Source organism: Streptomyces sp. Je 1-369, assembly GCF_026810505.1.
Classification (GTDB): domain Bacteria; phylum Actinomycetota; class Actinomycetes; order Streptomycetales; family Streptomycetaceae; genus Streptomyces.
The window spans coordinates 7,731,540-7,757,821 of record NZ_CP101750.1 but is presented as its reverse complement, the minus strand read 5'-3'; the positions used below and the strand labels follow the sequence as shown (position 1 = coordinate 7,757,821).

Below are 26,282 nucleotides of genomic sequence, written 5' to 3'. Positions count from 1 at the left end.
GGGGTTGGGGTCGGGCCCGGGGTACTGGTCAGCCGCCGTGTCCTTGCCCGTCGTGCGGGGCACCGGCCCGGTGCTCCCGCGGGGTGGGTTCGCGCGCGTCCTGCGCCTGGGCGAGGCCGATGCCGCGCTGGAACGCGGCCATCAGGCCCGGGTCGTGGCCGACGATCTGGTCGCTCTCGGGCCGCGGCGACGGGGTGCCGCGCAGCTGCGGTGCGATGTGTTCCTGGGCACGCCGCTTGGGCAGCTGCGGTCTGCCGACCCGGCCGCGGACGGCGCCGTTGCGGGGTGTCGGCGGTGCCGCCGCGTGCTCGGCGGCCGCCTGCCGGTCCTCCGGCCTGATGCCGGGGGTGGCATCGGCGGGCGTCGGCCTGCCCTGGCGGGAACCACGCACGGGGAGGGGCGCGGGCCGCCCGCCGTTCGCGGTGCGCGGCTGGGGTGGGGCGGGGGCGGGGGCCGGGACGGCGGGGTGGGACTCGGGGTGGTCGTCATGAGGCTGGGGGGTGGGCAGCGACGGGGAGTTGGGGTGCGACTGGGGGGCTGGCTGGGACTGAGGGCTCGGCTGCGACAGAAGGGTCGACTGAGACTGGGGGGTGGGCCGAGGCTGAAGGGCGGGCAGCTGGGACTGAGGGTCTAGCTCGGACTGAGGAGTCGGCTGAGACAGAGGGTCCAGTTCGGACAGAAGAGTCGGCTGAGACAGAGAGGTCGGCTGAGACAGAGGGTCCAGCTCGGACTGAGAACTCGGCTGAGACAGAGAGGTCGGCTGCGACAGAGGCTGAGGGTGCGTATGCGCGTGCGTGTGCGGCTGGAGCGGCGTGGCATCCGGCCACACCGGAGCGTCCGCGTGCACGACAGCGCGTGCCGCGTGCCGCGCGCCCTCTCCCCCACGCCCTTCCCCGCCCCCTTCCCCGCCCTCGGCCGCGCCCCGCGACGCCGCCTCGGCCGCCGGGCGGCGGCGGGTGACCTGGTCGGCCTCCTGCTCCTCGCCGAGGAGTTCCTGCGGCAGGATCAGTACGGCCTGGACGCCGCCGTAGATGTTGGACTGCAGCCGCACCGCGACCCCGTGCCTGCGGGCGAGCGCGGAGACCACGAAGAGGCCGATGCGGCCGTCCTGCAGCAGGCTCGCGACGTCGACCTGGTCGGGGTCGGTGAGCAGGCGGTTCATCTTGTTCTGCTCGGTGACGGGCATGCCGAGGCCGCGGTCCTCGACCTCCACGGCGATCCCCGCGGTCACGAAGTTGGCGCGCAGCAGGACCTGGGTGTGCGGCGCGGAGAACACCGTGGCGTTCTCGACGAGTTCCGCGAGCAGGTGGATGACATCGGCGACGGCGTGGCCGCGCAGGGTGCCGTCGATGGGCGGCACCAGTTTGACGCGCGAGTACTGCTCGACCTCCGCGATGGCGGAGCGCATCACCTCGTACATGGAGACCGGGTTGCTCCACTGGCGGCGCGAGACGGCGCCGCCCAGCACGGCGAGGTTCTCGGCGTGCCGTCGGATGCGGGTGGCGAGGTGGTCGACGTGGAAGAGGCCCTTGAGGAGTTCGGGGTCCTCGACCTCGTTCTCCAGGTCGTCGAGCAGGGAGATCTCGCGGTGCACGAGCGACTGGAGCCGTCGGGCGAGGTTGACGAAGACCTCGACCTTCTGTTCGCTGCCCGCGTGGCTGGAGAGCTGCGAGGCCTGTACGACGGCGCCGACGGCGGCTTCCTGGGCGCGGTTGAGTTCGTCGGCGAGCTGGTCGAACTCGTCACCACCGGCCCTGATCCGGGCCGGGGCGGCGGGGGTCGGCGGCTGGTCACCGCGGCGCAACTGCTCGACGACGTCGCGCAGTTCCGTCTGGCCGCGGGCGGTGGCGCGGCGCAGTACGACGATCCGGTCGCGCACGGTCTTGGCGGCGCGCTCGGCGGCGATGGCGGCGGTCACGATACCGGCGAGGCCCACCAGGGCGGCCGCGGTGAGGACGGCGAGCAGGACGGGGTCGGGCCGGGCGCCGGTCGAGCGCAGGGTGAACAGCACGGCCGCGCAGGCGCTCAGGCCCACGGCGACGGCCGGCAGCACGGCGATGCGCAGGAGCTGCGGCCGTATGTGGGTCTCGGGCAGTGCGGCGGCGGTCCGGCTGCCCGGCCTGCCGTGCCGGCCGCCCTCACGGCGGTCTGCGCGGGCGGCCGGTGCGCGTAGGTGAGACATCTGCGTCCTCGGTACGTTGCGACGAGGGTCCGGCGGTCGGCCGGGCTCCTCTTTGCGGCGTGATTGCGGCATCGCCGTGCCGGTCGGCAGGTCGCGACGTCAGCCCTGCGTCGTGATCCCTGCGTCGCCCGACGGCCACTCACGGTAGTCGGCAACGCATCACGTGCGGTGGGCAGTTGACAAAGTCAGCGGGGCAGCGTCCCGCTCTGGTATGACACCTCGTACGCGGGTCCGATTCGTGTGTGCTGCTGTAATGCCCGTATGCACCTCAACCCTTACGGCGAGGACGCCGTGAACCTGGCCGCCGAGCTGGTCAACCGCCGGCCGGTCGACGCGGAGGAGCTCGCGGACCGCTGCCGTGCCGCGGGACTGACACTGGAACGCCCGGTCGCGCACGTCGACCTGGTGCGCGCGCTGGAGGCCCTGGACGCCTGGGAGAAGGTCGTCGACGCGGTCGACGAGGACGAGCGGGCGGCGCTGGTCAACGCCATGCTGGCCGCGGCAGCCGCCCATCCGCGGCTGACCGATCACGCGGGCAGCGGCTGGCACCTGCACTACCGCGAGGAGCACCGGCCCCTCGGCGACCTGCTCTGCTCACTGATCTCGGTGGGTACCGCGCTGCATCTGGCGGGCCGGGGCATGCACCGGCTGCGGCGGTGCGCGGTGACCGGGTGCACGGCGGTCTTCGCCGACACCTCGCGCACGGGGCGGCAGCGCTACTGCTCGCAGCGCTGCGCCAACCGGGACGCGGTACGCAGACACCGCGCACGCGCCGCGTGAGGTGAACCGGGAGGCGCGGGACGCCGCGCCCCCGGTCCCCGCGTCACCCGACGGGCGCCGCCTCCGGCTCCCCGGTGTCCGACGGGCGCGTCCGCTCGGTGGGCCCTGCGGCGTCCGCCACCGCCGGCTCGGGCCAGCCGCCGTTCGGGGTGAGGGCGACGCCCCGCCACCACGGCGCCGCGGGCACGGACCCCGCTCCCGGCTCGAAGGGCTCGCCGGGGCAGGGCAGCGCGATGGGGGCGCCCGCGCGGCGCGCCGCCGCCATGGTCTCCTCGCCCGGCTCCGTCCAGGCGTGCGGGGCGAGGTTGAACGTCCCCCAGTGGATCGGCAGGAGCACGCCGCGCGGCTCGCCGCCCTGGAGGTCCAGGTGGGCCCGCACGCCTTCCTCCGGTGTCATGTGGATGTCCGGCCAGTACTCGGAGTAAGCGCCGATCTGGATCATCGTCACGTCGAACGGCCCGTGCGCGGCGCCGATCTCCTGGAAACCGGCGAAGTAGCCCGTGTCGCCGCTGTGGTAGACGCGGTGCTCGGGGCCCGCCACCACCCACGACGCCCACAGCGTGTGCTGCTGGTTGCGCAGGCCGCGGCCGCAGAAGTGCCGGGCAGGGGTGGCGGTGAGGGTCAGCCCCGACACCTTCGCCGACTCGTGCCAGTCCAGTTCGCGCAGCCGGTCGGCCGGTACGCCCCACCGCTCCAGGTGGGCGCCGACGCCGAGCGGCACCGCGAACACCGTGTCCGTGCCGGTGAGGGCCTTGATGGTGGGCATGTCCAGGTGGTCGTAGTGATCGTGCGAGATCACCACCGCGTCGACGGGACCGAGCGCTTCGAGCGGCACCGGCACCGGGTGCAGCCGCTTGGGCCCCGCGAAGGAGAACGGTGAGCACCGCTCGCCCCACACCGGGTCGAAGAGGACGCGCCGCCCGTCGATCTCGACCAGGACGCTGGAGTGACCCATCCAGGTGACCCGCAAGCCGTCGGCAGGCGGCTTGGCGAGGTCGGCGAGGGTCGTGGCGTGCACGGGGACCGTTCCGGCGGGCCCGCGGCGTACGCGCTCCTCCTTGCGGAAGTAGATCTTGGCGAATTCCAGGGACGACCCGGTCGGCCGGGTCCGCGCCCCCTCGGGGTTCTGGAAGGACCCCTCGGCCACCGAGAAATTCGGCGACCTGCGGATGCGCGCCAGCCGGGCACCCGAGGGATCCGCTCCGAAGGCAGCGGACCGCAGCGAGCGCAGCCCGGGGATCAGGGACCGGGACACGGGACCTCCTGATGGCAATGGATAGGCCTCTCCATTATGTCCACCGGCTCCGGCTGAGTCCTGCGGGGCCACCGGATCCGGTGGCCCGTGCACGTAAGGCCCTCGTCACCGCAGCTCGTACACCGCCGTCACCGAGACCTCGTCCCGGATGCGCCCCGGCGCCACCGGCACCGGCTCCTTCGAGAAGGAGGCCACCGGGACCGGCACGGGGCGCGGGCGCCCGCTGTCGCGCTCCTCCCGCGAGATCAGGCGGCCCAGGCCGCGGCCGTTCAGCCGGGCGTGCTGGGCGGCCTTGTCCCTGGCGTCCTGGTACGCCGACGTGCGGGCCTCGGCGCGCAGCGTCTCCGGGTCCTCGACGTCGAAGGTCACCGAGTGGATGCGGCTGGCGTCGCCGGGGGCGTCGGCGACCGCGCGGACCACGGCGCCGGTCTTCCCGATGTCGCGGATGGTCAGGGAGAACATCTGTGTGGCCCGGTGGCCGACGAAGAGCGCGTCCTTGCCTCTGGGGTCCGTGGCGTCGTGCTGGTCCGGGGCGCCGTCCCGGTTCCGGTACACCGCGGACAGGGCGAGGTTCGCCGTCCTGATGTCGCGCTCGGCGACGCCCGCGGCGCGTGCGGCGGCCAGCAGCGCCTCGGCCGCGGCGCTCCGGTCGGTGAGCGCCTTGCCCATGGTCGGCCGGGTGACCTCGATGCCGGCGGTGAGCACGGCCATGTCGGGTGCGGCCGACGCGCGGCCCGTCCCGGTCGCGCTCACCGTCGCCGGGGCGGGGGCCACGACGGCCCGGTGGGCGGCGGGTGCGGTCCGGGCGGCGACGGCGGGAGCGCCCGGCAGCCCGAGAGCGGCGAGCGCCAGGGCGAGGGCACTGACAGAACGTACGGAAAGTGCGGAACGTACTGAGCGCATGACGTGGGTTCCTTCCGGCTGCCCGCCCCTGCGGGGACGGTTCGCCGTCATCCCAGCACCGGGGTGCCCGCGCGGGTCCGCGCCACTCCAGCCCTGTCACCTCACCGGCCGACTCCCCCTACGATGGCGGGCGTTCGCCCCACGATGCCGTGCAGAGACCTCGGAAGAGCGGAGTGACCGGTTGCCAAGGCCGACGAGTTACGAGAGTGCCCACCGCGAGAGCCTCCTGGACCCGACGGCCTCCTGGGGCCGCGCGGCCGAGGCCGTCGACTGGTACGTGCCGCCCGCTACGGTCCTGGACGCGGACGCGCCGGCCGCGCCCCGGTGGTTCGCGGGCGGGGAGCTGAACACCTGTCACAACGCCCTGGACCGGCACGTGCTGGCCGGGCACGGCGACCGTACGGCGCTGATCCACGACAGCCCCGTCACCGGCACGGTCGGCAGCCTCACCTATCAGGAGCTGCTCGACGAGGTGGCGCGCACCACGACCCGAAGGGCAGACCGAGACGGGCTGGCCCATCGTCGCCAACCCGCTGGGCATCGAGGCGCTGCCCGCCAAGCCCGGCTCGCCCGGCAGGCCGATGCCCGGCTGGGACCTGCGCGTCCTCGACGAGGCGGGCGACGAGCGGTTCGCCTCCACCTACCTGAGCCGCTACCCCGGCCACTACCTGACCGGCGACGGCGGTCATCTCGACGCGGACGGCCACGTCTTCGTGATGGGGGCGCCTGGACGACGTCATCAACGTCGCGGGGCACCGGCTGTCCACCGGCGCCGTGGAGGAGGTCCTCGCCGACCATCCGGACGTGGCGGCGTGCGCGGTGGTGGGCGTCGCGGACGAGTTCAAGGGCGAGCTGCCGCTGGGCCTCGTCGTGCTGCGCCAGGGCGTGGACCGTCCGGCCGCCGACGTCGAGGCGGAGCTGCGCTCCCTGGTGCGGTCCCGGATCGGCGCCGTCGCCACCCCGCGCCGGGTGGTAGCTGTTCCGCGGCTGCCCAAGACCCGCTCCGGGAAGATCCTGCGCGGCACGGTCCGTGCGATCGCCGACGGCCGTGACCACACGGTTCCCGCGACGATCGAGGACACCGGGGTCCTCGCCGAGATCACCGCGTCGCTGCGGGCGAGCGGCACATGACGGCACTGGCGCGGGGAGGCCCTCAGCACGCCAGACGCGGGGCCAGGGCGCCCCTGACCGGGGTGGCGGCGGCGAAGGTGGCGTGCAGGAACTCCAGGAGACGGTCGATGTCCGCGGTGACGTTCGCGATGCCGGGTGAGACGCGCACCGCGCCACCGGAGGGCAGCGCGAGCCGCTGGATGTAGCCGTCGATGGTCTCGGCTCGCCACCGCCCCGTGCCGGTGCGCCGCAGCAGGCGCGGTGTGACGGTGAAGGCCTCCTCGCCCGCGCCCGGGTTGCAGAAGCAGCCGGTGCGGACCGAGATGCCTGCCGCGGCGCACTCGCGGGCCACGATGCGCTCGTCGACGACCTCGCCCCGGGTGTCCAGGAGGTTCACGGCGACCGTGCCGCCGCGCCCGACGGTGCCGCGTGGGCCGTAGAGGCGGACGAGCGGCCTGCCGCCCGGGTGCCGTAACCCGGCGAGTCCCCTCAGCAGGCGCGCGGTCAGGCGGTCCACGTGCGCGCCCACGGCTTCGGCGCCCACCTCGTCGTACCAGTCGAGTCCGGTGGTCACCTGCGGTACGGCGTGGAAGTCGGGGGTGCCGTCCTCGAAGGCGGCGGGGGCCTGCGCCATGCGGTGCCAGCGTGCCTGTGCGCTGACGACCTGGATCGTGCCGCCCGCGAACCAGGGGCGGCGCAGTCCGGCGAGCGCATCGCGCCGGGCGATCAGGCTGCCCACGCCGGACGGATAGCCGAAGACCTTGTACCAGCTGGCGACCACGAAGTCGGCGGGCACGCGGCGTAAGGACAGCCGGCCGGTCGGCAGGTACGCCGCCGCGTCGAGGAGCGTGTGCCACCCGGCCGCCCGGGCCCGCGCCACCCACTCCAGCGGATGCCGTACGCCGGTGAAGTTGCTCTGCGCCGGATAGCAGAACAGCCCCCCACGCCGCCCGCCGAGTGCCCCGCGCACCGCCGCTTCGGAGACCCGCAGCTCATCGCCCGCGAACGGCACGAGGTCGACCTTCGCGCGTGCGGCGCGTGCGAACTCCCGTACTCCGTTGACCGAGTTGTGGTTGTCCTGGGTGAGGAGCAGCGCGCCCGAGCGCCGGTGGAACGGGTAGGACTCGGCGACCAGCTTGACGGCGTGCGAGGCGTTCGCCGTGAACACCACGGTGTACTCGGCGGGATCCGCGTCGAGGAACCGCAGAACCCGCAGCCTGGCCTCCTCGATCAGCTCGGTCGACGCCGTGGACGCGGGGCTCCCGGTGTGCGGATTGCCGTACGCCCGGGCGCTCAGCCGTGCGGCCTGGGCCCGCACGAGGGCGCGGGGCGCGGGTGCGGCGCCCGTGTGGTCCAGGTAGATCTGCCGCGTCTCGTCGAGGTATCCGAAGTCATCGGCGCGCAGTCGCGCGAAGACACCCTCGTCCGTCCCGTTCTCCCCCACGACGCCCCCGTCCCGCCATTCCGTCCCCGCCTGTCCAGACGGCCCCGGGCGGGCGATGGTTGCGGGTACGGCAGGCGCCGCGGGTTCAGGAGCCGGAGTGGATCTGCATCTTGAGGGCGTCGATGTTGCGGAAGCCCTTCGCTTCCACGTGGTCCCCCGAGCTCTCGCCGCGGATGCGCCGTCCGAACCACGGCACCAGGTACTCGCGCGCCCAGTGGATGTCGTCGCGGCGCACCTCCAGCGTGCCGCGCGGCGGCAGCGGCGGCCACGGCTGGTCGGGGTCGGCGGGTACGTCGAGCCCGAGGACCTGGCCGGCGCGGAGCGCCACGCGCGTGTGCCCCTCGGCGGAGAGGTGCAGGCGGTCGCCGTCCCACGCCCTGCGGTCCTGGACGGTCTTGAGGGACCACAGGTCGAGGACGGGGCAGCCGTAGCGGTCCGCGATGGCGCGGACGTGCATGTTGTACGTGGCTATCTTGCCGCGCAGGTGCTTGAGCACCGCGACGCCGCGGGTGTCGAAGCCGGTGGTCACCATGACCGTGCCGACCGCCGACGTGAGGTCGGCGACGGCGCGCTCGAAGCGTTCGGCGACCTCGTCGGGGTCGGTGCCGGGCCGGATGATGTCGTTGCCCCCGGCGCAGAAGCTCACCAGGTCGGGGGCGAGCTCCTTGGCGCGCGGCAGCTGGTCCTCGACGATCTGGTCGAGGAGCTTGCCGCGGACGGCGAGGTTGGCGTACCGGAAGGTGTGCTCGGGCACCCGGTCGTCCAGCAGGACCGCGAGGCGGTCGGCCCAGCCGACGAAGGTGCCGTCGGGGGCCGGGTCGCCCACGCCCTCGGTGAAGCTGTCGCCGACCGCTGCGTAGGAGTTGATTACGCCGTTGTTGATGGGGTGATTGATGAAGGTTGTCGACTCTGCGCTCACGACGTCACATCCTTCACCTCTCTAAGTGACCTACGCCACCGTAGGGAGGGGTTGACGGGGCGTGAGATAAGCCACCGGTCAAGATTCACCCAATTTCGGAATAAGCGTCAGCTCCGTCCGGCGATCTCCCCTCCGGTCACCCCGGCCGCTCCGGTCACTCCGGACGCTTCCGATTCGCTCCGGTTGACATGCAGCCGTTCGGCTGCCAAACATGGAGATGCAGCCATCCGGCTGCATGAATGGGGGTGGCAGAACAGTGGACGCAGCGTTCAAGGCGCTGGCCGATCCGAGCCGGCGGCAGCTGCTCGACCGGTTGCGGGACCGCAACGGACAGACCCTGCGGGAGCTGTGCGCGGGTCTCGACATGGCCCGGCAGTCGGTGAGCAAGCACCTCGCGGTCCTGGAGGCCGCCGAGCTCGTGACCACGGTGCGGCAGGGGCGGGAGAAGCTGCACTACCTGAACGCCGCCCCGATCAACGCCATCACCGAGCGATGGATCAGCCGGTTCGACCGCGAACGGGCCAACGCCCTCGCGGACCTGAAGACAGCATTGGAGCAACCGACCATGGCCAGCGACAGCACGACGTTCGTGTACACCACGTACATCCGCACCACCCCCGAGCGGCTCTGGCAGGCCCTGACCGACCCGGCCTTCACCCGCCGGTACTGGGGCGTGAGCTTCGGCACCGACTGGACCCCGGGGTCCCCGATGACCTGGACCGAGACGGGCGCCACGACCGAGGACCCCGAGCAGGTCGTCCTCGTCCACGAACCGCACCGCAGGCTCGCCTACACCTGGCACACCTTCAGTCCGCAGTGGGCCGAGGCGAACGGCATCGACGAGGAGCTGCGCGCACGGCTCGCCGGCGAACGCCGCTCCCGGGTCACCTTCGACCTGGCGCCCGAGGGCGACCGGGTGAAGCTGACGGTCACGCACGAGTTCGACGAGGCGGCCACGCTGCAGTCCATGTGCAGCCAGGGCTGGCCCGCCATCCTCTCCAGCCTCAAGACCCTTCTGGAGACCGGCGAACCCCTGGCCTGACGCGTCACGAGAAGGCCTCCGCCGAGGCTTGATCACCCCGGGAAGCCATGTCGTATCGTCAAAGACGCATCTACCGGCGAGCCGCGCCGGCGCAGAGTCCGAGGAGAGCCCGTGACGCAGGAGTCCCCGCCGACAGAGCTGGCAGAACTGATGGAGCTGGCGGAGCCCGACCTCGCCGGAGTGCGCAATTTCCGTGACGTGGGCGGACTGCCGACCGTGGACGGCCGGCGCGTCCGCCGGGGCCGGCTCTTCCGCAGCGGTCACCTGGCGCACGCCACCGCCGACGACGCCGCGTTCCTCTCCTCGCTCGGCCTGCACACGATCTTCGACTTCCGCAACGCGGCCGACCAGCGCCTGGAAGGGCCGGACGTCGAGCTGCCGGGCGTGCGCAACGTGAATCTGCCGCTGACCGACCCGGCCGACGGCGCCGAGTTCTGGAAGATGGTGCGCGACGGCGACCTCGACCAGCTGCGCTCGATCCTCTCCGACGGCAGGGGCGCCGACCGGATGGCCGTCGCGTACCGGACGATCATCATGGAGCGCACCGCCGAGCACAGCAAGGTGCTGCACGCCCTCGCCGAGGACAGCGTGCCGGCCCTGATGCACTGCGCGGCGGGCAAGGACCGCGCGGGCCTGTCCATAGCCGTCGCGCTCCTCGCCGTGGGCGTGGAGCGCGACGCGATAGAGGCGGACTACCTCAAGTCGAACGTGAAGCACCGCCGCTACAAGGTGCACCGCTCCGACAGCTCCGCGAACGCGATGTCGCCCGAGGTCATGGAGCTCCTCGACCCCCTCTTCGACGCCCGCGCCGAGTACCTGACGGCGGCGTACGAGACGATCGAGGAGACCTGGGGCGACGTGGACACGTACCTCACCACGGGTCTTGAGCTGAGCGCCGAGACGCGCGAGCGGCTGCGAGAGCGCCTTCTCGACTGAGCGGTCCGAGCGGATCGAGCAGACCGAGCCGACTACTGGTTGTTCGCGCCCAGCTCGAACAGCAGGTACAGAAAGGCCGCGAAGACGTGGCCGACCGCCACGTAGATGATCAGGCGGACCCAGAGCGCTCGGGGAAACTTCTCCTCCATGGTGTTGCGGGCGGGCCGCTCCGGCTGAACAGGGCCCTGCTGTTCCGGTTCCGTCATGTCGGGTCTCCCTGAGTGGGGCCGCCGAGGCACAGCGCGGTGGCGGGGCTCTGCAGCAGCGTGTGGACGAACAGGAGGTCGGCGCCGCCGGGGTCGGCGGCGGCGATGCGGTGCGGGGTCAGCGAGTCGAAGTGCGCGCTGTCCCCCGGCTCGAGAAGGTGCGCGGTGTCCCCCAGGCGCAGCCGCAGCCGCCCCTTCAGGACGTACAGCCACTCCTCGCCGGGGTGGACGCGCACGATGTCGCCCTGCGCCCCGTGCGGCACGTGCACGCGCAGCGCCTGCATACCGCGGCCCGGGGCGCCCGCCTGCCAGTAGGTCCAGCCGCCGGCCGCGGTCGGTTCCATGTCCGCGGCGCGGACGACGGCGTCCCGGTCGCCGACCGTCTCGCCGAGCAGTTCCGAGACCGTCGTACCGTAGACACGTGCGAGAGTGAGCAGCATCGGCAGGGAAGGCTGGCGCTGCCCGGTCTCCAGGCGGGAGAGATGGGCGGGCGAGAGCCCGGCCGTGCGGGCCGCGGCCTCCAGGGTCAGTGAGGCGCGGCGGCGCAGTTCACGCAGCTGGGGCGCCACGGCGGGGAGCGCTTCGGCCGCCTCGGGCGGCTCCGCGGGCTCCTTGGGCTCAGCAGGGCTCATACCTTGATTGAGCCAGAGCCTTGCCTCTCGGGCAACTTTCTTGCCCGAGAGGCAAAAAACACCTTGTTCACGGCGCAGGAGGCTCCGCTACCGGTTCGCGACCGCCTGCTTCACCAGTGTCCTGCCGAAGTCCCACATCAGTCCGCCGCCGCTGTGCGCGTCCTCCATCACGGCGGTGAAGGCCTCCACGAAGCGGTCCACCTCCCGCTCCCCCACGGTCAGCGGCGGGATCAGCTTGATGACCTCCAGGTGGTCCCCGGAGACCTGGGTGAGGATCCGGTGCTTCTGGAGCAGCGGTACGACGACCATCTGCGCGAAAAGCCCCTTGCGGGCCGCCTGGAGCATCGTCCAGCGGCCGCGCAGCTTGAGCGACCTGGGGCGCCCGAACTCGATGCCGATCATCAGTCCGCGGCCGCGGACCTCGCTGAGCAGTTCGTAGCGGTCGACGAGTGCGGCGAGCCGGGACCTGAGCAGCTCGCCCGTGACCCGGGCGTTCTCGACGACCTTCTCGTCCTCCATGACGGAAAGGACGGCGAGCCCGGCCGCCATGGCCTGCGCGTTGGAGCCGAAGCTCGCCGAGTGCACGAGCACCCGGTCCATCGACGAGTAGACCTTCTTGAAGATCCAGTCCTTGCCCAGCGTCGCGCCGACCGGCACATAGCCGCCCGACAGTGCCTTGGCGACGCAGACCAGGTCGGGCTCGACGCCCTCCTCGTGCTGGTAGGCGTAGAAGTCGCCGGTCCTGCCGAGGCCGGTCTGTACCTCGTCGGCGATCAGGAGCGCCTTGTGCCGGTGCAGCAGTTCCTGGGCGGCGCGCAGGTATCCGGGCGGTGTCTCGTGCACGCCCTTGCCCTGGATGGGCTCGACGATCAGCCCGGCGACGTCGCCCTTCCGCAGCTCGGCGCGGAGCGCGTCCAGGTCGCCGAGCGGGACCGCGGTGTCGGGCAGCAGCGGGGCGAAGCCGTCCCGGAAGCCGTCCTCGCCGTTGACGGAGAGGGAGCCCGTGGTGAGCCCGTGGAAGGCGTGCGTGCAGTAGAGCACCCGCGGCTTGCCGGTCGCGTAGCGGGCGAACTTCAGCGCCGTCTCGACCGCTTCTGTGCCGCTGTTGCCGAAGAAGACGCGGTCCAAGTGCGGGCTGTACTTGAGCAGTTGCTCGGCGAGCAGGCCGGGCAGCGGCTGGCAGTCGAAGCGGGTGAGGTCGGCGAGCGAGGCGTCGAGGACGTCGTGCAGCGCCTTGCGTACGACGGGGTGGTGCCGGCCGAGGCCCATGACGCCGAAGCCCGCGAGCATGTCGAGGTAGTCGTTGCCCTCCGCGTCCCAGAAGTACGCGCCCTCGGCCCGTTCGTAGACCTTGTCGAAGCCGATGGTGTGCAGCATGCGCGGCAGTTGGTGGTTGAGGTGCCGGGCGTGCAGTTCGTACCGTTCGGCGCCCCGCTCGGCGAGGAGCCTGCCGAGGTCGAACTCCTTGGTCATACGCTGTACTCCTTGCCTGGACCCGGCTGGTGCGCGCCCCCGTCGGCGGACAGCGTGGCGCTGATGCGGCCGGCGATCTCGACGGGGGTGAGTCCCAGATCGGCGAGGACCTCACCCCGCTTGGCGTGCGCGAGGAACTGCTCGGGGATGCCGAACCGCCGTACGGGTACGTCGACTTCGGCCTCGCCGAGCGCGAGTGCGACCGCCGCGCCGACCCCGGCGGCACGGCTGTTGTCCTCGACGACCGCGACGAGACGGTGGCGCGCGGCGAGGGCGGGCAGCTCCGGGTCGACGGGCTTGACCCAGCGCGGGTCGACGACGGTGCAGCGCAGTCCGCGCTCCCGGAGCAGTTCGGCGGCCTGGAGGCAGACGGGCGCCATCACACCGACGGCGACGAGCAGCACGTCGGCGCCCGCCTCGACCCCCGCGTCCGGCTCCTGGAGCAGCACGTCCATGCCGCCGATCCGGTCCACCGCGGGGATCGCGGGCCCCACCGACTCCTTGGGGAAGCGCAGGAGCGTCGGCGCGTCGTCGACGGCGACCGCTTCCCGCAGCTGCGCCCGGAGCTGGTCGGCGTCGCGCGGCGCGGCGATCCGCAGCCCCGGCACGACCTGGAGGATCGACATGTCCCACATGCCGTTGTGCGAGGCGCCGTCGACGCCCGTGACCCCGGCGCGGTCGAGCACGAAGGTGACGCCGCACCGGTGCAGCGCCACGTCCATCAGGAGCTGGTCGAAGGCGCGGTTGAGGAAGGTCGCGTACACCGCGACGACCGGGTGCAGGCCGCCGGTGGCGAGCCCGGCGGCCGACACGGCGGCGTGCTGCTCGGCGATGCCGACGTCCCAGACCCGGTCGGGGTAGGCCTCGGCGAACTTCGTCAGGCCGACGGGGCCCAGCATGGCGGCGGTGATGGCGACGACGTCGTCGCGTTCGGCGCCGATGCGGACGATCTCGTCCCCGAACACGGACGTCCAGGTAGGTCCGTTGGAGGGTGCGAGCGGTTCGCAGGTGAGCGGGTCCATGACGCCGACGGTGTGGAAGCGGTCCGCCTCGTCGGCGAGGGCGGGTTCGTAGCCGCGGCCCTTCTCGGTGAGGCAGTGGATGAGGACGGGGCCGTGGAAGCGTTTCGCGCGTCGCAGGGCGGACTCGACGGCTCCGATGTCGTGCCCGTCGATCGGTCCGACGTACTTGAGGCCCAGGTCCTCGAACATGCCCTGCGGCGCGAACGCGTCCTTGAACCCCTTCTTGGCGCCGTGCAGCGACTCGTACAGCGTCTGTCCGACGACGGGGGTGCGCTGGAGGATGTCCTTGCCCCAGGCGAGGACGCGCTCGTAGCCGTCGGTCGTGCGGAGGGTCGCGAGGTGGTTGGCGAGACCGCCGATGGTCGGGGCGTACGACCGTTCGTTGTCGTTGACGACGATGATCAGCGGCCGGTTCTTCGCGGCCGCGATGTTGTTCAGCGCCTCCCAGGCCATGCCCCCGGTGAGCGCGCCGTCCCCGATGACGGCGACGACGTGCCCCCGCTCGCCGAGGACCTGCCGCGCCTTGGCGAGGCCGTCCGCCCAGCCCAGCGCGGTCGACGCGTGGCTGTTCTCGACGATGTCGTGCTCGGACTCCTCACGCGAGGGGTAGCCGGAGAGGCCGCCCTTGCCGCGGAGCTTGGAGAAGTCCTGACGCCCGGTCAGCAGCTTGTGTACGTAGCTCTGGTGGCCGGTGTCCCACACGAGCCGGTCGACCGGCGACTCGAAGACGCGGTGCAGGGCGATGGAGAGCTCCACCACCCCCAGATTGGGGCCGAGATGGCCTCCCGTCCTGGCGACCGCGTGCACCAGGAACTCCCTGATCTCCCCTGCCAGTTCGTCGAGCTCGGCCCCGGAAAGTCCCTTCAGGTCCCGCGGCCCCCGGATGGTGTCGAGAATCGTCATGCTCGAGCCCCCTCTCTGGTTGTCCCCCTGGAGGCCCGGTAAACGGGCCTCCAGGGGGCACGACGTCAGCCGCGGTTCCCGGAGACCGTCTCGCGGGCCGCGCGGATGGACTCCTTGAGGGAGCCCATGGTGGCGAGGACGGCGGTCGGTTCGTAGCCGCAGTGCGCCATGCAGTTGGCGCAGCGCGGGTCCTTGCCGCGGCCGTACTTGCTCCAGTCGGTCTCCTCGATGAGCTGGCGGTACGTGGGGACGTACCCGTCGCTCATCAGGTAGCACGGACGCTGCCAGCCGAAGAGCGAGTAGTTCGGGATGGCCCACGCGGTGCACGGGAAGTCCGCCTTGCCCTCCAGGAAGTCCAGGAAGAGCGGCGAGTGGTTGAGGCGCCAGCGCAGCCGGTTGCCGCCCGCGAAGGCCTTCTTGAAGAGTTCGCGGGTCTGCTCGACGCCGAGGAAGTGCTCCTGGTCGGGCGCCTTCTCGTAGGCGTAGGCGGGCGACAGCATCATCTCGTCGACCTTCAGGTCGTCGTTGAGGAAGTTCAGGACCTCGATGATGGTCTGCGGGGTGTCGGTGTTGAAGAACGTCGAATTGGTGGTGACCCGGAAGCCGCGCTTCTTGGCTTCCTTGATGGCGGCGACGGCCTCGTCGAAGACGCCTTCCTTCGCGACGGACTCGTCGTGCCGCTCTCGCATGCCGTCGATGTGCACGGCGAACGCGAAGTACGGCGAAGGCGTGAACTTCTCGATCTTCTTGCGGAGCAGCATGGCATTGGTGCAGAGGAAGACGTACTTCTTCCGCGCCACCAACTGCCGCACGATCTCGTCGATCTGAGGGTGCATCAGCGGTTCGCCACCGGCGATGGACACCATCGGGGCGCCTGATTCGAGGACGGCACCCACGGCTTGAGCCACCGGCATGCGCTGCTTGAGCACTCCGGCCGGATGCTGGATCTTCCCGCAGCCCTCGCACTTGAGGTTGCAGGCGAAGAGCGGTTCCAATTCGACGATCAGCGGGAACTTGTCGCGCTTGCGCAGCTTCTGTTCAAAGAGATACGTAGCGACCTTGATGGACTGGCGAAGCGGCATGGCCATCTGGCTCACCTCCGAGGGAGCAGCGAAGAACGGTGCCATTCAAAGAAAGCGGGGAGCACGGCGCGAAGAACACGGAAGGCTGATATTCCACCGCGCACCGTGCCGATGCGGACGAGTTCGTGCTGTGGGGCGTCCACGACCACCCGGACGGCCGCAACGGGCCGCTGACCGGTGCGTACGGCACCGTGCAGCGTCGCGGCGGACTCCATGTCCACGGCGATGGCGCCCGTGGCGAGAAGGGCGCCGCGTTCGGGTCCGCGGACGACGTGATCGGAGCCGGTGAGCGGTCCGGTGTGCACGGTGCGGCCGGGCAGGGCCCGCACCAGCTCCTCGACCAGCAGCCCGGTTCCCGTGCAGGGGGTGCTGCCGCGCGCGTCCCTGGTCTCCTCGGCGACGACGAGGTCGCCGGGGTGCATGCCAGGGGCGAGTCCGGCGCAGAAGCCGGTGGCCAGTACGGCCGCGTCGCGCAGGGTGTGCTTTCCGAGCGCACCGGTGATGGCGCGCTCGGCGTTCTTGGGGCCCATGCCGGTGCGCAGCACGGTCATGTCTCCCGGTGCGCCCTTGCGGTCGCCGGTGCGCAGGGCGAGGTGCTCGATGCCCAGCGCGCAGGCGATCAGGAGGGGCGCGGGGCCCGGCCGCGGGGCCGGGTTCCGGTCCATCAGCTGCCCTTGGCGGGGCGGGCGCCGGAGCCGCCCGCGAAGGGCTCCCCGTTGATGTACCTGCCGAGGGCGGTGAGCGGGAACACCTGCCGGTACAGGTGGTAGTTGATGGAGAAGTCCCAGGGGAAGCCGGTGCCGGTGAAGTACGGCTCGTCCCACGACCCGTCCGCGCGCTGCGCCTCGACGAGCCAGGCGATGCCGCGCTCCGTCGACTTCGCCTCGCGCTCCCCCGCCGAGAGCAGGGCGAGCAGCGCCCACGCGGTCTGTGAGGCGGACGAGGTGCCGTGGCCGACCCAGCCCCGGTCGCGGTAGGAGCGCAGGTCCTCGCCCCAGCCGCCGTCGTCGTTCTGCACCGACTCGACCCACCGCACCGCGCGCCTGATCGCCGGGTGGGATGCGGGCAGCCCGGCCGTGATCAGGGCGGGCACCACCGACCCCGTGCCGTAGATGTAGTTGACGCCCCAGCGCCCGAACCAGGCGCCGTTCTCCTCCTGTTCGGCGAGGAGCCACTCGATGCCGCGGCGGGTGCGCGGGTCGCGGGACTTCCCCTCGACGGCCAGCATCTCCACGACGTGTCCCGTGACGTCGGCGGACGGCGGGTCGATGACCTCGCCGAAGTCGCAGAACGGCAGCCGGTTGGGGAAGGGGCTGGTGTTGTCGACGTCGAAGGCGCCCCAGGCGCCGTTCTTCGACTGCATGCCGAGGTTCCAGCGGACCCCGCGGTCGATCGCGTTCTCCAGGCGCGCCTTGTCGGGGTGCGCGACCCGGCGCAGCGCGAGGGCGACCTCGGCGGTGTCGTCGATGTCGGGGTAGTTGTCGTTGTGGAACTCGAACGCCCAGCCGCCGGGCGTGAGGCCGGGTCTGCGCACCGACCAGTCGCCGGGCCGCACGATCTGCTCGCCGAGCATCCAGTCGGCGGCCTTGACCAACTGCGGGTGGTCGGCGGGCACTCCGGCGTCCGCGAGCGCGATCGTCGCCAGACAGGTGTCCCACACGGGCGACTGGCAGGCCTCGATCATCCGGGAGCCGTCCTCGCGCCACACGGCGAACCGGTCGAGCGAGGCGAGCCCGGCCTTCAGGACGGGGTGGTCCAGGTCGTAGCCGAGCAGGTGCAGCGCGATGACGGAGTAGACGGCGGGCGGCTGGATCCCGCCCCAGCAGCCGTCGTTCTCCTGCCGTTCGATGATCCAGCGGGCGGCGCTGTTCATCGCGGCTCTGCGCAGCGGGCGCGGCGCGACCTTGTGGTAGACGTGCAGGGCCTTGTCGAGCCGCTGAAAGACACCGTCCCAACTCGCCACGGGGGCGAGGGGTTTGGTGGGGTTCGGCACGCGCGCGTCGGTGTGCAGCTCGTCCAGGGCGAAGGGCGCGGGGCGCACGGGCCGCTTGGCGGACACGACGGTGAGCGGCACTATCGTCTGCCGGGCCCAGCAGCCGAAGTCGTAGATGTTGAGCGGGACCCACTTGGGGAAGTAGATGAGTTCCGGCGGGAGTTCGGGCAGGTCGTCCCACTTCCACCAGCCGAAGAGGGCGAGCCAGATCCGGGTGAAGACGCGGGCTTCGGCGATGCCGCCCCGTTCGCGGATCCACGCGGAGGCCTTCGCCATGTGCGCGTCGTCGGGCCGGTCGCCGGCCAGCCGCAGGGCGACGTACGCCTCGATGGTGGTGGAGAGTTCACCGGGTCCGCCGAAGAACGTGGCCCAGGTGCCGTCGTCGCGCTGCTCGCCGCGGATGAAGAGCGCGGCGGCGCGCGTGGTGTCCTCGTCCCTGATCCCGAGGAACTGCCGCAGGAGGAGGTCCTCGGCGTCCATGGTCACGTTGGTCTCGAGGTCGCCCTTCCACCAGCCTTCGGCGTCCTGCCGGGCGAGCAGGAAGTCCGTGGAGCGCCGCATGGCGCGCGCGGCGGCCTCGCGGGGGGCCGCCCCGGTCGTATCGGTCAGGTCGACGGGTTCGGTGGACTGGCTGGCCGAGGCTGCGCGGGGCGTGGCCGCTCCGGTGCTTCCGTCGGTCGTCGCTGTCATGGCTTCCCCTTCGTGCAGTGCGGTGGCTACGTCTGCTGTGGGTCCGCCGTCGGCCGACGCGTCACGCCGGCCGGCGACTGCCTGTGGGTCCGGGGGTCACCCCCCGGATGTCCCGGATATCCGCGCGATAGTGATCATCTCTCTCGTACGACGACGAAGTCGGCGAGCGCGACGAGCTGCGCCCGGATACGGTCCGGCATCTGGACGTGGTCCAGGGCCTCGATGGCGATGGCGTGCTGGCGCCTGGCCTCCTTGGCGGTCCACTCGCGGCCGCCCGCCTCCTCGATCAGGGCGGCGCGTGCGGCGAACTCGTCCTCGGAGAAGTTCTCGAAGTCGCTGCTCTTAGAGTCGGCGGTGAGCAGCTCGCCGAGCCGCTCGGACGCGGGACCACCCGCGGCCAGGGCGGCCACCACGGGCAGCGACTTCTTGCGCTGGCGCAGATCGCTCCACGTCTGCTTGCCGGTGGCCTCCGGGTCGCCCCAGATGCCGAGCAGATCGTCCACGGCCTGGAAGGCGAGGCCGAGGTGGTACCCGTACTTCTCCAGGGTGTCGGCGGTGTGGTCGTCCGCGCCGCCGAGCACGGCGCCGATGGAGACGGCGCAGGCGAGGAGGGCGCCGGTCTTCTTGCCCTCCATCTCCAGGCACTCCTCGACGGTGACCCGGTCGCGGTGTTCGTAGCTGATGTCCTGGGCCTGGCCGTCGATCAGCGCGCGGGTGGCGGTGATGAGGCGGCGGGTGGCGCGGCCCGCCTCGACGGTGCCGAGTTCGAGGAGGATCTCGTTGCCGAGCGCGAAGAGGGCGTCGCCGACGAGGATGGCCTGCGCGGGGCCGTGCACCTTCCACACGGTGTCGCGGTGGCGGCGCTGCTCGTCGCCGTCCATCAGGTCGTCGTGCAGCAGTGAGAAGTTGTGCACGAGCTCGACGGCGACCGCGCCGGGGACGCCGACCTCGGGGGGCGCGCCCGCGGCCTCGGCTGAGAGCAGGGCGAGCGCGGGGCGCACCGCCTTGCCGCCGTCGCCGTCGGAGGGGTTGCCCTCCGCGTCGATCCATCCGAAGTGGTAGGCGGCCACGGTGTCCATGGGCGGCGCGAGACGGTCCACCGCGGCCCGCAGCACCGGGGTGGCCAGCGTCCTTCCTTGCTCGAGCAGTGAGGTCACGTCCACCGTGTCGGCAGCCGTTTTCTCGGCCGAGGGCACAGTCGGCACAGTTTCTCCTCTTGTTCCGGTGCTGTTTCGCTGGGGACCTGACCCCAGAAGGTCGAGCTTCACGCCGCCGCCTCCTCGAATGCGAAGAGGTGATCACGGGGGCGGTCGAGGGTGGAGAGGGCGGCCTCGGCCGCGCTGATGCCGCTGCGTACGGCGCTCTCCATGGTCGCGGGCCAGCCGGTGGCGGTCCACGCGCCCGCGAGGTACAGGCCGCGGGCCTTGGTGCGGGCACCGGGGCGGAGCCTGCCGACACCCGGGGTGGGCGCGAAGGTCGCCGTGCGCTCGCGGGTGACGAAGAAGTCCTTCACCTCGGCACCGTGCGCGGCGGGCAGCAGCCGTTCCAGCTCGGGCAGATAGCGCTCTCTCAGGGCGGCGACGGGCGCGTCGATCTCGTCGTGTGCGACCGACTGCGAGAGCGCCAGGTACTGCCCTTCGGTGAGCCCGGATGCCTCGGTCCGGTCGAAGACCCACTGCACGGGTGTGCCGATGGCGGCGAAGAACGGCCGCTTCAGCACCTTCCTGTCGTACACGACGTGGATGTTCAGGATCGGCGCGGTGTCGATGTCGAGGAGCCGGTCGGGCTGGTCGAGGGCGCCGTCGGGGAGGAGGTCGTGCGTCTCGTGCTGCGGCACGGCGAGCACGACGGTTTCCGCCTCGATGGTCTCGCCGGGAACTTCCACGCGCCAACCGCCGTTGTCCGTACGGGAGATGGAGGTGACTCGTGCCTTTAGTTCCGTACGGACTCCCGCTGCGTCGAGCGCCTTGCGGGCCAGTGTATCGTGCAGATCACCGAGGGGCACCCGGGCCCAGCCGATGTCGGCGGCGCCCGGTTCGGAGAGCAGCCCGGTCTTGAACACCATCGCGGCGAGCCCGAGTGAGGCGTCTCCCGCGCCGGCGTTGAGCGTCGCGACGCCGACGAGGTCCCAGAGTGCCTCGATGGCGCGCGCCGATTGACCGTTCTTCGCGAGCCAGCTGCCGAAGTTCTGGCCGTCGAGCGCGGGATCGGCCAGGTCGAGCCCCTTGAGGGCGAGCGCCGCGCGGCCCACTGCGGCGCGCTCGGCGACCGACAGATGGGGATAGGTGGCGAGGCTCGCCGCGAGGTGCAGCGGCACGGGGAGTGCGGTGCGCCTGAGGCGTCCGAGCCGGTTGCGGTCGGCGTCGAGGACGGGCACGTCGAGACGTTCCTGCACAGGTGCGAGGTGTGCGCCGTCGATGCGGTCGAGGAACCAGCGGTAGGCGGTGCAGCAGCGCAGATAGACGTGCTGGCCGTTGTCGACGGTCAGTGCGCCGCGCTGGAAGGAGAACGCGAGCCCGCCGAGCCTCGGCCGTCCTTCGAGCAGCGTCACGCGCAGGCCCGCGTCGGCGAGCGCGAGCGCGGTGGTGATGCCGGCGAGGCCGCCGCCGACCACCACGGCGGCCGCCCCTGCGGAGCGGCCTTCGGCGTCCTCGGTCAGCCCTTCGGGCTGCATGTCTTTCCTCGTCATGCACCCACCCCTTCGGCCGTTGCAGTCTGGGACGCGACCGTGGAGCGGAGGGTTGCCCGCCGCTTTGCGAACGTTGCCCCAACTGCCCCACGATCACTCCGGATGCGCATCACACACGCCTCCGGACGGTCTGTCGTGACACGTTCCGCGCGTCGAGGCCGGACAGTCCGCGCACGGCGACGTACGCCTTCTCGCGCCCCGGGAGCGAGACGCGGCCGCGCAGGACCGCTTCCGGCTCCCGCTCGATGCGGTCGAGGAGGCGGCGGTAGATGCCGGCCATGGCGGCCACGCAGGCACCACTGCGCCGGTCCAGCATGGGCAGCAGGCGGTAGCCCTCGGCGAACAGGGCACGCGCGCGGCGCACCTCGAAGTGGACGAGGCCCGCGAAGTCGGCTCCGGCGGGCGGCTCGGAGCTCTCGAACCCGGCGGCGCAGCCGAACTTGGCGAGGTCGTCGGCGGGCAGATAGGTCCGCCCGTCCAGGGCGTCCTCGCGAACGTCCCGGAGAATGTTGGTCAGTTGGAGCGCGAGACCGAGCGTGTCCGCGTACTCGGGCGCACGTTCGGCATGAAGCGCCCCCCGTTCCGTACCGAACACCCCGAGCGAGAGCCGCCCGATGGCACCGGCGACGCAGCGGCAGTAGACCTTGAGGTCCTCCCACGTCTCGTACGTCTCACCGCGTACGTCCTTCAGGACGCCGTCGATCAGTTCGTCGAGGCCTTCCAGCGGGATGGGGAAGTGCGCGGCGGCGTGGGCGAGGGCGACCGCCACGGGGTCGGTGTCGTCCTCCTGCACCCCGCCCGCGCGGATCCGTGCGACCAGCGCACGGGTGTCGCCGAGCCGCTCCGCCTTGACGTCGAGGGCGAGCGCGCCGTCACCGATGTCGTCGACGCGCCGCGAGAGGGCGTAGAGCGCGGACATCGCGCGCCGCTTGGGCGTCGGCAGCAGCCTGATGCCGTACGCGAAGTTGCGCGCCTGGCTGCCGGTCACGGCCTCGCAGTAGCTGTACGCGGCGAGCACCGGCGCGGACACGTGCGGATCCGACTCCACGGCCCGGCTCACCCCTCTCCTCGCAGTACTGCACCCGTCTCGCGCAGCAGGCGCGGCTTGGTCGGCTTCGGCGGCCCGGGCAGGACGTCGTACCCGGCGGCGACGATCGCCCGGGCGGCCGCCCTCCCTCCTGCCACGAAACCGGCCAGCAGCAGCTTCAGCCTGCCGTGGACGCTACCCACCAGGGGGGTGCCTTCATTCAGCAGGCCGCGGGCGCGTTCCACTTCGAATGCGACCAGCGCGCGCGCCGATGCGCCCGCTGTCGGCAGGGCCAGATCTGACTCACTCACGTGGAACCGCTTCATGTCCTCGACAGGCAGATAGATGCGGCCGCGCCGCAGGTCTTCGGCGACGTCCTGGATGTGCTCGACGATCTGCAGGCCGGTGCAGACGGCGTCCGAGCGGCGGACGCGCTCCGGGGTCTCCGTCCCGGTGATGGCCAGGACGAGGCGGCCGATGGGATTGGCGGAGAGCGCGCAGTACGCGACGAGGTCGTCGTACGTCTCGTAGCGCGTGATGACCTGGTCCTGGCGGTTGGCCTCGATCAGGTCCAGGAAGGGTGCGGCCGTCAGGGTCCCGCGCTCGGCGGCGGGACGCAGCGCCCGCACCAGCGGGTGGCCCGGCTCGGTACCGGCGAAGACCTTGTCCAGGTCGGCCGCGACGGCGTCCAGGAGCGGCAGCGGGTCGTCCGTGTCGGCGTCGAGCCCGAGGTGGCGCGCGTGGGCGGCGTCGGGGGCGAGGTCGCCGTCGCCGATGTCGTCGATGAGGCGGACGACGCCGTAGACGGCCATGAGGTCGTCGCGCCAGGCCCGGGGAAGGAAGAAGGGCGCGACCGGAAAGTTCTCGTCCGCGGCCTTGGCGAGGACGGCGGAAGCATCGCGGAGCTGGAGATCATCCGTAGCCATTGCCGTCACATCTCCCGTTCTACACTGCCGACCCAATACATCCTATTTCGGACACGCCGCCCGGCTCTCTCCGAGGTGGGCCGTGCTCCGAAGCGGGACACCGCGCGATATCGCCCCACTTGCCGCGAATCAGCACCTGTACAGCTTACGTTGTACAACCCAACACGCGCCGTCGGGGTGTTCGGCGCATCACAACAACACACCGATCGGCGTCAATCCTCCTTTGGTGAAGGTGAGTTGAGGTGGCCGAGTGACCCCGGGGACACCATGTCACGACAGTGCCCCGCCGGGCTCCTCCCGGCGGGGCACTGCTGCCGAACGGGTGTTCCCCCGTGGCTCGATCGGGCTACTTGCCCGTGAACTTCTCGTACTCCTTTATGACCTCGTCGGTCGGCCCGTCCATGCGCAGCTCGCCGCGTTCCAGCCACAGCACGCGGTCGCAGGTGTCGCGGATCGACTTGTTGTTGTGGCTGACCAGGAAGACCGTGCCGGCCTCCTTGCGCAGCTCGCGGATGCGGGCCTCCGACCGCTTCTGGAACTTGCGGTCGCCGGTGGCCAGGGCCTCGTCGATCATCAGGACGTCGTGGTCCTTGGCCGCCGCGATGGAGAAGCGGAGACGGGCCGCCATGCCGGAGGAGTAGGTGCGCATCGGAAGGGTGATGAAGTCGCCCTTCTCGTTGATTCCCGAGAAGTCGACGATCTCCTGGTAGCGCTCCCGGATCTGCTCGCGGGACATGCCCATCGCGAGTCCGCCGAGTATGACGTTGCGCTCGCCGGTCAGATCGTTCATCAGGGCCGCGTTGACGCCGAGCAGTGAGGGCTGGCCGTCGGTGTAGACCTTGCCCTGCTCGGCGGGGAGCAGGCCCGCGATGGCGCGGAGCAGGGTCGACTTGCCGGAGCCGTTGGAGCCGATGAGGCCGATGGCCTCGCCGCGGTAGGAGGTGAAGCTGACGCCTCGTACGGCGTGCACCTTGCGCACCCCGCGCTCCTCGCCGCGCCTGAGGATGCGGCTCAGGGCGGAGGTGGCGCTGCCCTTGCCCGTCTTCGCGCCGTTGACGCGGTAGACGATGTGCAGCTCGTCGGCGATGACGGTGGGGATGTGCGACGTGTCGGGGTTCTTGTCCTGGTCAGCCACGGCCGTAACGCTCCTCAGCCTTCCAGAAGTACACGAAACCGCCGGCCGCGATGAGCACGGCCCAGCCGCCCGCGATCGCCCACGACCAGTGGCCCAGCGGGAGGTACTCCACGCCGTAGCCGTCGATCAGCGCGTACCGCATCAGGTCCATGTAGATGGCCGCGGGGTTCCACTGCAGGATGTCCGCGATCCACTCGGGCTTGTCCTTGAGCATGACCGGGATGGAGAACATGACGCCGGACGCGTACATCCACGTACGCATCACGAACGGCATCAGCTGCGCGAGGTCGGGGGTCTTGCTGCCCAGCCTCGCCATGATCATCGCGAGCCCGGTGTTGAACAGGAACTGCAGGGCGAGGGCCGGCACGATCAGCAGCCACGACAGCTTGGGGTAGCTGCCGAAGCCGACCGTGATGATGAACAGCACGATCATCGAGAAGAGCAGCTGCTGAAGCTGCTGGAGCGAGAACGAGACCGGCAGCGAGGCCCGCGGGAAGTGCAGCGCGCGCACCAGGCCCAGGTTGCCCGAGATCGACCGGACACCCGCCATCACCGAGGACTGCGTGAAGGTGAAGACGAAGACACCGGTGACCAGGAACGGGATGTAGACCTCACGGGGGAAGCCCCGGTCGGCGTTCAGGATCAGACCGAAGATGAGGAAGTAGACCGCGGCGTTCAGGAGCGGTGTCGCCACCTGCCACAGCTGGCCGAGCTTGGCCTGGCTGTACTGGGCGGTCAGCTTCGCCTGGGAGAAGGCGAGGATGAAGTGGCGCCGTCCCCAGAGCTGGCGGACGTACTCGAAAAGTCCGGGCCGGGCGCCGCTGACGGTCAGACCGTACTTGGCGGCGACTTCGGCCCGGGAGAGCCCGTCATCGGGCGACGGAGTCGACGGTGATGCAGTCACCGCGACCCCGCCGTCATGCGTTGTCTCACTCACGAGTGGAAACTTTCGTCTTCGAAAAGCGCAGCCGGTCGGGCGTAGGCGTGGGCCAGGGACCGGGGTATGGCCCGAATGCTCTCAGACCCGAGCTTGTCAGATGACGGGAGGTCGGCCCAGTCGGGTCAGCCGCCACACCGTACGCCACTTCATGGGCCTGCGAGGCCCGCAGGGCGTGGTCCAGCCCTCCTTGAAGCCGCCGAACCAGGCCTTGAGGGCCGGGCCCGAGGGGCGTCGGGCGAGGGTGAGGAGCATCCAGACACCGAGGTAGACAGGGACCAGCGGCGCGGGGAGGTTGCGACGGGCCAGCCAGACGCGGTTGCGGGCCACCATCCGGTGGTAGACCGCGTGCCGCGAGGGGGCCGTCGTGGGGTGGAAGAGGACCATGTCGGAGCGGTAGTCGATCATCCAGCCCGCGTTGAGCGCGCGCCAGGCGAGGTCGGTCTCCTCATGGGCGTAGAAGAACTCGCCGGGCAGGCCGCCGACCTCGGCGAGGACCTTTGTGCGGACGGCGTTGGCGCCGCCAAGGAAGGTCGTCACGCGCGAGGAGCGCATCGGGTCGGAGGCCCGCAGCCGCGGCACGTGGCGCCGCTGGGTCTCCCCCGTGTCCGGGTCCGCGATGCGGAAGCTGATGATGCCGAGCTCCGGATCGGCGGCGAACGCCTCGCGGCAGAGCCGCGCCGTGTCCAGGGTGGCGAGCAGCCCGTCGTCGTCCAGGAAGAGCAGGATGTCGACGTCGGTGCCGCCGGGTCCGAAGGCCTCGATGCCGACGTTGCGGCCGCCGGGGATGCCGAGGTTCTCCGGCAGCTCGACGGTGCGTACGCCTTCGGGGACCTCGGGCACGGGGGCGCCGTTGCCGACCACGACCACCTCGACCGGGTCGCCCTCCTGCTTGGCGACCGAGTCGAGGAGGGCCCGCAGCTCCTGCGGCCGGTTGCCCATCGTGATGATGACGGCGCCGACCTTCAGCTTCTCCGCCGAAGGGCTCGGGGTGCT

Annotated in this window: 22 protein-coding genes and 2 pseudogenes; 5 read left to right on the top strand and 19 right to left on the bottom strand. The window is 71.4% G+C overall.

Going from position 1 to position 26,282, the window contains the following annotated elements:
* Positions 1 to 28: 28 nt before the first annotated feature.
* Positions 29 to 2,182 carry an ATP-binding protein gene (locus NOO62_RS34630; RefSeq protein ID WP_268774735.1) on the bottom strand — a complete coding sequence of 718 codons (2,154 nt, stop codon included), beginning with the start codon at positions 2,180 to 2,182 and terminating at the stop codon, positions 29 to 31.
* A gap of 261 nt (positions 2,183 to 2,443) precedes the next feature.
* Between NOO62_RS34630 and NOO62_RS34625 the strand changes: the two genes are divergently transcribed.
* Positions 2,444 to 2,962 (top strand): CGNR zinc finger domain-containing protein, encoded by a 519-nt coding sequence (locus tag NOO62_RS34625; RefSeq protein ID WP_268774734.1) that lies wholly within the window; start codon positions 2,444 to 2,446, stop codon positions 2,960 to 2,962.
* 43 nt (positions 2,963 to 3,005) lie between these two features.
* Here the strand turns inward: NOO62_RS34625 and NOO62_RS34620 are convergent, their stop codons facing one another.
* Entirely contained in the window at positions 3,006 to 4,217 is a 1,212-nt protein-coding gene (locus tag NOO62_RS34620; protein WP_268774733.1) for an MBL fold metallo-hydrolase, read from the bottom strand.
* Between the two features lie 105 nt (positions 4,218 to 4,322).
* A complete protein-coding gene (locus tag NOO62_RS34615) occupies positions 4,323 to 5,120 on the bottom strand; it encodes an SIMPL domain-containing protein (protein WP_268774732.1) in 798 nt (265 codons plus the stop codon).
* On the opposite strand from NOO62_RS34615, the pseudogene NOO62_RS34610 reads away from it, so the two are divergent.
* A pseudogene (locus tag NOO62_RS34610) lies at positions 5,119 to 5,472 on the top strand (acetyl-coenzyme A synthetase N-terminal domain-containing protein); the annotation flags it as partial. The gene NOO62_RS34615 and the pseudogene NOO62_RS34610 sit on opposite strands and share 2 nt — an antisense overlap.
* Before the next feature lie 145 nt (positions 5,473 to 5,617).
* A pseudogene (locus NOO62_RS39340) lies at positions 5,618 to 6,251 on the top strand (AMP-binding enzyme); the annotation flags it as partial.
* 22 nt (positions 6,252 to 6,273) lie between these two features.
* Here NOO62_RS39340 and NOO62_RS34600 read toward each other — a convergent pair.
* Together NOO62_RS34600 and NOO62_RS34595 are read right to left on the bottom strand one after the other, a co-directional pair.
* Positions 6,274 to 7,674 (bottom strand): aminotransferase class V-fold PLP-dependent enzyme, encoded by a 1,401-nt coding sequence (locus tag NOO62_RS34600; protein ID WP_268774730.1) that lies wholly within the window; start codon positions 7,672 to 7,674, stop codon positions 6,274 to 6,276.
* An 85-nt stretch (positions 7,675 to 7,759) separates the two neighbouring features.
* Positions 7,760 to 8,593 carry an SGNH/GDSL hydrolase family protein gene (locus NOO62_RS34595; RefSeq protein ID WP_268774729.1) on the bottom strand — a complete coding sequence of 278 codons (834 nt, stop codon included), beginning with the start codon at positions 8,591 to 8,593 and terminating at the stop codon, positions 7,760 to 7,762.
* Between the two features lie 256 nt (positions 8,594 to 8,849).
* On the opposite strand from NOO62_RS34595, the gene NOO62_RS34590 reads away from it, so the two are divergent.
* Positions 8,850 to 9,635: an ArsR/SmtB family transcription factor gene (locus NOO62_RS34590; RefSeq protein ID WP_268774728.1), complete on the top strand. Its 786-nt coding sequence runs from the start codon at positions 8,850 to 8,852 to the stop codon at positions 9,633 to 9,635.
* Positions 9,636 to 9,785: 150 nt separating this feature from the next.
* On the top strand, positions 9,786 to 10,571 hold the full coding sequence (locus tag NOO62_RS34585; RefSeq protein ID WP_268775925.1) for a tyrosine-protein phosphatase: 786 nt from the start codon (positions 9,786 to 9,788) through the stop codon (positions 10,569 to 10,571).
* Between the two features lie 32 nt (positions 10,572 to 10,603).
* Here the strand turns inward: NOO62_RS34585 and NOO62_RS34580 are convergent, their stop codons facing one another.
* The 14 genes from NOO62_RS34580 to NOO62_RS34515 all read right to left on the bottom strand — a co-directional run bounded on the left by NOO62_RS34580 (position 10,604) and on the right by NOO62_RS34515 (position 26,255).
* Complete coding sequence (locus tag NOO62_RS34580) at positions 10,604 to 10,720, bottom strand: DUF6126 family protein (protein ID WP_268775924.1); 117 nt, start codon at positions 10,718 to 10,720, stop codon at positions 10,604 to 10,606.
* 53 nt (positions 10,721 to 10,773) lie between these two features.
* A complete protein-coding gene (locus NOO62_RS34575; protein ID WP_268774727.1) occupies positions 10,774 to 11,409 on the bottom strand; it encodes a helix-turn-helix domain-containing protein in 636 nt (211 codons plus the stop codon).
* A gap of 87 nt (positions 11,410 to 11,496) precedes the next feature.
* Positions 11,497 to 12,882: an aspartate aminotransferase family protein gene (locus NOO62_RS34570; protein ID WP_268774726.1), complete on the bottom strand. Its 1,386-nt coding sequence runs from the start codon at positions 12,880 to 12,882 to the stop codon at positions 11,497 to 11,499.
* Positions 12,879 to 14,807 carry a 1-deoxy-D-xylulose-5-phosphate synthase gene (gene dxs / locus NOO62_RS34565; protein WP_268774725.1) on the bottom strand — a complete coding sequence of 643 codons (1,929 nt, stop codon included), beginning with the start codon at positions 14,805 to 14,807 and terminating at the stop codon, positions 12,879 to 12,881. Before dxs ends, NOO62_RS34570 begins: the two co-directional genes overlap by 4 nt.
* Positions 14,808 to 14,872: 65 nt before the next feature.
* Positions 14,873 to 15,895, bottom strand: a complete 1,023-nt coding sequence (gene hpnH / locus NOO62_RS34560; RefSeq protein ID WP_268774724.1) for an adenosyl-hopene transferase HpnH — start codon at positions 15,893 to 15,895, stop codon at positions 14,873 to 14,875.
* Between the two features lie 5 nt (positions 15,896 to 15,900).
* A complete protein-coding gene (locus tag NOO62_RS34555) occupies positions 15,901 to 16,554 on the bottom strand; it encodes a 1-hydroxy-2-methyl-2-butenyl 4-diphosphate reductase (protein ID WP_268774723.1) in 654 nt (217 codons plus the stop codon).
* Positions 16,554 to 18,572: a squalene--hopene cyclase gene (gene shc / locus NOO62_RS34550; RefSeq protein ID WP_268774722.1), complete on the bottom strand. Its 2,019-nt coding sequence runs from the start codon at positions 18,570 to 18,572 to the stop codon at positions 16,554 to 16,556. The genes NOO62_RS34555 and shc overlap by 1 nt, the downstream gene beginning before the upstream one ends.
* Before the next feature lie 134 nt (positions 18,573 to 18,706).
* A complete protein-coding gene (locus NOO62_RS34545) occupies positions 18,707 to 19,840 on the bottom strand; it encodes a polyprenyl synthetase family protein (RefSeq protein ID WP_150174609.1) in 1,134 nt (377 codons plus the stop codon).
* The gene (gene hpnE, locus NOO62_RS34540) at positions 19,837 to 21,246 is read right to left on the bottom strand and encodes a hydroxysqualene dehydroxylase HpnE (RefSeq protein ID WP_268775923.1); all 1,410 of its coding nucleotides are present in this window, start codon (positions 21,244 to 21,246) and stop codon (positions 19,837 to 19,839) included. The genes NOO62_RS34545 and hpnE overlap by 4 nt, the downstream gene beginning before the upstream one ends.
* A gap of 124 nt (positions 21,247 to 21,370) precedes the next feature.
* The gene (gene hpnD, locus NOO62_RS34535; protein WP_268774721.1) at positions 21,371 to 22,321 is read right to left on the bottom strand and encodes a presqualene diphosphate synthase HpnD; all 951 of its coding nucleotides are present in this window, start codon (positions 22,319 to 22,321) and stop codon (positions 21,371 to 21,373) included.
* Complete coding sequence (hpnC, locus tag NOO62_RS34530) at positions 22,318 to 23,214, bottom strand: squalene synthase HpnC (RefSeq protein WP_268774720.1); 897 nt, start codon at positions 23,212 to 23,214, stop codon at positions 22,318 to 22,320. The genes hpnD and hpnC overlap by 4 nt, the downstream gene beginning before the upstream one ends.
* 346 nt (positions 23,215 to 23,560) lie before the next feature.
* Positions 23,561 to 24,349 (bottom strand): ABC transporter ATP-binding protein, encoded by a 789-nt coding sequence (locus NOO62_RS34525; RefSeq protein WP_268774719.1) that lies wholly within the window; start codon positions 24,347 to 24,349, stop codon positions 23,561 to 23,563.
* Positions 24,342 to 25,286: an ABC transporter permease gene (locus NOO62_RS34520; protein ID WP_268774718.1), complete on the bottom strand. Its 945-nt coding sequence runs from the start codon at positions 25,284 to 25,286 to the stop codon at positions 24,342 to 24,344. The genes NOO62_RS34525 and NOO62_RS34520 overlap by 8 nt, the downstream gene beginning before the upstream one ends.
* Before the next feature lie 96 nt (positions 25,287 to 25,382).
* Positions 25,383 to 26,255 (bottom strand): glycosyltransferase family 2 protein, encoded by an 873-nt coding sequence (locus NOO62_RS34515; RefSeq protein WP_268775922.1) that lies wholly within the window; start codon positions 26,253 to 26,255, stop codon positions 25,383 to 25,385.
* Between the last annotated feature and the right edge of the window lie 27 nt (positions 26,256 to 26,282).

Excerpts from the sequence above, each read along its gene's own strand:
- NOO62_RS34570 (WP_268774726.1), bottom strand. The coding sequence starts at position 12,882 with ATGACCAAGGAGTTCGACCTCGGCAGGCTCCTCGCCGAGCGGGGCGCC.
- NOO62_RS34615 (WP_268774732.1), bottom strand. The coding sequence starts at position 5,120 with ATGCGCTCAGTACGTTCCGCACTTTCCGTACGTTCTGTCAGTGCCCTC.
- NOO62_RS34580 (WP_268775924.1), bottom strand. The coding sequence starts at position 10,720 with ATGGAGGAGAAGTTTCCCCGAGCGCTCTGGGTCCGCCTGATCATCTAC.
- NOO62_RS34585 (WP_268775925.1), top strand. The coding sequence starts at position 9,786 with ATGGAGCTGGCGGAGCCCGACCTCGCCGGAGTGCGCAATTTCCGTGAC.
- shc (WP_268774722.1), bottom strand. The coding sequence starts at position 18,572 with ATGACAGCGACGACCGACGGAAGCACCGGAGCGGCCACGCCCCGCGCA.
- NOO62_RS34555 (WP_268774723.1), bottom strand. The coding sequence starts at position 16,554 with ATGGACCGGAACCCGGCCCCGCGGCCGGGCCCCGCGCCCCTCCTGATC.
- NOO62_RS34575 (WP_268774727.1), bottom strand. The coding sequence starts at position 11,409 with ATGAGCCCTGCTGAGCCCAAGGAGCCCGCGGAGCCGCCCGAGGCGGCC.
- NOO62_RS34630 (WP_268774735.1), bottom strand. The coding sequence starts at position 2,182 with ATGTCTCACCTACGCGCACCGGCCGCCCGCGCAGACCGCCGTGAGGGC.
- hpnH (WP_268774724.1), bottom strand. The coding sequence starts at position 15,895 with ATGGCCATGCCGCTTCGCCAGTCCATCAAGGTCGCTACGTATCTCTTT.
- hpnC (WP_268774720.1), bottom strand. The coding sequence starts at position 23,214 with ATGGCTACGGATGATCTCCAGCTCCGCGATGCTTCCGCCGTCCTCGCC.
- NOO62_RS34625 (WP_268774734.1), top strand. The coding sequence starts at position 2,444 with ATGCACCTCAACCCTTACGGCGAGGACGCCGTGAACCTGGCCGCCGAG.
- dxs (WP_268774725.1), bottom strand. The coding sequence starts at position 14,807 with ATGACGATTCTCGACACCATCCGGGGGCCGCGGGACCTGAAGGGACTT.
- hpnE (WP_268775923.1), bottom strand. The coding sequence starts at position 21,246 with ATGCAGCCCGAAGGGCTGACCGAGGACGCCGAAGGCCGCTCCGCAGGG.